This window comes from Suttonella ornithocola, from assembly GCF_001889065.1.
Classification (GTDB): domain Bacteria; phylum Pseudomonadota; class Gammaproteobacteria; order Cardiobacteriales; family Cardiobacteriaceae; genus Suttonella_A; species Suttonella_A ornithocola.
In genome coordinates this window covers 1-2,776 of record NZ_LWHB01000191.1, presented here as the reverse complement: position 1 = coordinate 2,776, position 2,776 = coordinate 1, and the positions used below count along the sequence as shown (strand labels likewise).

Below are 2,776 nucleotides of genomic sequence, written 5' to 3'. Positions count from 1 at the left end.
AAAACGTCTAGCGCTTTCCCATTGGTAATCATCAGGATACTGCTCAATATCCTTAAGCAAGGCTTCATCATCAATCTTTGAGGGCTTACGCTCAGTAAAGCCTTTAGGATGGGGATTTTTAATCCAGCTATAGACGGTGAATTTGCTGATCTTGTAGCGCTTTGCAACAGCGCGCCAAGTTTCTCCATTAGCAATATCGTTAAGAATTTTCTGTCGGAATTGGCTGCAGTAGGTCATAGGATATGCTCAGTTTGTTTTTGATAATTCTACTACAAGTTGTTCTTTATATCTGCTTTGGATAGATTGGATTATAAGTGATTTGACTATAGCACCACCAAAACCGACCGCCGTTATCGCTGACAAAGCAATCAGCAACATATCGCGCCGTTTCACGGGCAAAGCCTGCTGTAAATTCTGTAACTGTGCGGATAGCTGACCGTCTGCAAGCGTTCCTTGTCGGCGTAAATATTGCCACCACGCCAACAAACTGCCGCCCGCCATAATCACTGCCACCACATACAATGGATGCGATGCCCACGAATATCCCCATAACAGCTGTTGCAATGCCTGCATCAAGGTCAGCGTGATGGCTGCGATACCGCCTGCTAAAAAACCGTAGCCACCCGCTATAAGCAACTGATTGCCGGAAAATTTCATAACAATCCTCTGATGATATTGACCACTTGCGTATTGTACGTGAATACAGTAGATGACTTGCTTATAGTTAAATTACCTAAGAAACAGCATATCTATAAATATCATCTAGTGCTTATAGAAATACTGTTTTTTAGAGGATTTAAAACGAGTAAATTTTTCATAATAATTATCTTGTGTGATTAGAATGATGAACCTTCTTCCTGCAAAAAGGTGGTTTCTTGTGCAGTGTTCTCGCGTCCTAAAATGACGTTGCGGTGTGGATAGCGTCCAAAGCGGTCGATAATGGCTTTATGACGCAGTTCAAAATCCAGTGTATTGGCGTTGCCTAAGGCTTCAAACAGTGGCACGGCAAGGGCATGAATAGCGGCAGATTCGCTGTGCATGTATGGCATAAGGATAAAGTGTTGTTTGTCTTTTGCTGTAGTAGCGTATTCAGGGTGAGCAACAGCCTCTTGTGCTAACACTAAGGCAGCGAGGTCTTGGGCAAAAGCGACAGGCGTATTGCGTGCCAGATTGCGGGAGAACTGGTCTAAAACGAGGATTTCTGCCAGTCGTCCGTCAAGTGTGTTACGCCAATGGGCACATTCGCCTCGACAGGCAGTTTGCCAGAGTGTACCGAATTGTTGGTGCAAACGTGCGTCAAATTCTGTACTTTTGGCAAACCAAAAGGGGCGGGTATCATCGCTATACCAAAAATCTAAAACGCTTTGGGCATCTGAGTGGGTCATGATTATCTCCTGAAAAATATGATAAAAATAATGTCCGTATCATGGCAGAAAAGACATCATTGAGCAATCAATAGGCTGTTTAACGGCTTTGTCTCACGATAAGAGGACTTGGGGCAGTTGTTATGCTGTTTGAAAAGTATCCTGCCCCAAGTTGATGTGATTAAGCGGGCATTTCGCCGTATTTGCCGTCTTTAAAATCGCGGAAAGCCTGCTCAATTTCTGCATCTGTGTTCATCACAAATGGCCCATAAGCCGCAATGGGTTCACCAATCGGTACGCCCGAAAGCAGTAAGATATCCGCACCTTCAGTATCTGCCGTCAGCTCAATCGCGCCGCCTTCTTGTTCAAAGCTAATCAGTTGGGTAGCTTCTGCACGATGATTACCGTTCACTGTGATGTTCCCACGACGCACGGTCAGCAATAGGTTATGTGTCGCAGGGACTTCTAACTGTATCGTGCGATTAGGCTCTATAAAAACATCCCAAACATTCATTTCTGTATGCGTATTTGCCGTACCGTGTTGTCCGTTGTATTCTCCGGCAATCAGGCGTAAGCGTCCGCCGTCTATGGCAATATTGGGAATGTTCTTTGCCGCTAAATGTTGATAACTTGCTGGTGTATTTTTGGCAGCAGCGGGTAAATTGACCCAAAGCTGTGCCATTTCAAACATGCCGCCTTTTTTGCTGAATTCCTCGCTGTGAAATTCATCATGAATAATGCCTGCACCTGCGGTCATCCATTGCACATCGCCTTCTTGAATGACACCACCGCCACCACTGCTGTCGCGATGTGCTACTTCCCCTTGATAGGCAATAGTAACCGTTTCAAAGCCACGGTGCGGATGTGCACCCACGCCACGCGGTTTGGCTTCATTGGGGGCAAATTCCATAGGCATGGCATAGTCAAACATTAAGAACGGATCGGTCACTTTATCCGCTGCCATGTGTGAAAACAAAGGCGATACTTTAAAACCATTGCCAACCCAATGCGTTTGCGGAGCGTGGTAAACTTGATGAACGCGTCTCATAAAAACCTCTCTTGTTAAAAAATCATTTGTTTTAATGAATTATCGGATATTGCCGCTTGCCTGTGCATCGCGTAAAGCGGCAGGAGTAACATTTTTTCCGTTAGGGTCAATAACAGTCATCACGGATAAATGCCCACTGACCTGTGCACGGATTTGTGCTAAATAGGCTTGGCGTAATTGTTCACGCTCGGCACGTTGCTCAGGCGACAATGTCGGTAACCGTGCTAATACATTTAAGCGTTTTAATTCCGGAATCATGGATTAGTTCCTTTATCTGTGAAGATAAGCAAATCATACGGATAATATAGACATTTCAGAAGACCAAAAAATAAAAAGCATCGTTGTTAAAATGAAACGATAAAAC

At 44.6% G+C, this 2,776-nt stretch carries 5 protein-coding genes; all 5 read right to left on the bottom strand.

What is annotated here, in order from left to right; all coding sequences use genetic code 11:
- The coding region (locus tag A5N85_RS12535) for an IS630 transposase-related protein (protein ID WP_072577512.1) at positions 1-237 on the bottom strand (237 nt) is incomplete at its 3' end.
- A 9-nt stretch (positions 238-246) separates the two neighbouring features.
- A complete protein-coding gene (locus A5N85_RS12530) occupies positions 247-657 on the bottom strand; it encodes a voltage-gated chloride channel family protein (RefSeq protein ID WP_072577511.1) in 411 nt (136 codons plus the stop codon).
- A 179-nt stretch (positions 658-836) separates the two neighbouring features.
- The gene (locus A5N85_RS12525; protein ID WP_072577510.1) at positions 837-1,385 is read right to left on the bottom strand and encodes a DUF924 family protein; all 549 of its coding nucleotides are present in this window, start codon (positions 1,383-1,385) and stop codon (positions 837-839) included.
- A gap of 160 nt (positions 1,386-1,545) precedes the next feature.
- Entirely contained in the window at positions 1,546-2,412 is an 867-nt protein-coding gene (locus A5N85_RS12520; RefSeq protein WP_072577509.1) for a pirin family protein, read from the bottom strand.
- Positions 2,413-2,451: 39 nt separating this feature from the next.
- On the bottom strand, positions 2,452-2,670 hold the full coding sequence (locus A5N85_RS12515) for a DUF896 domain-containing protein (protein WP_072577508.1): 219 nt from the start codon (positions 2,668-2,670) through the stop codon (positions 2,452-2,454).
- Positions 2,671-2,776 lie beyond the last annotated feature (106 nt).

What these genes read in the sequence shown, in the direction of transcription:
- A5N85_RS12530 (WP_072577511.1), bottom strand. Translation starts at nt 657, where the DNA reads ATGAAATTTTCCGGCAATCAGTTGCTTATAGCGGGTGGCTACGGTTTT.
- A5N85_RS12525 (WP_072577510.1), bottom strand. Translation starts at nt 1,385, where the DNA reads ATGACCCACTCAGATGCCCAAAGCGTTTTAGATTTTTGGTATAGCGAT.
- A5N85_RS12520 (WP_072577509.1), bottom strand. Translation starts at nt 2,412, where the DNA reads ATGAGACGCGTTCATCAAGTTTACCACGCTCCGCAAACGCATTGGGTT.
- A5N85_RS12515 (WP_072577508.1), bottom strand. Translation starts at nt 2,670, where the DNA reads ATGATTCCGGAATTAAAACGCTTAAATGTATTAGCACGGTTACCGACA.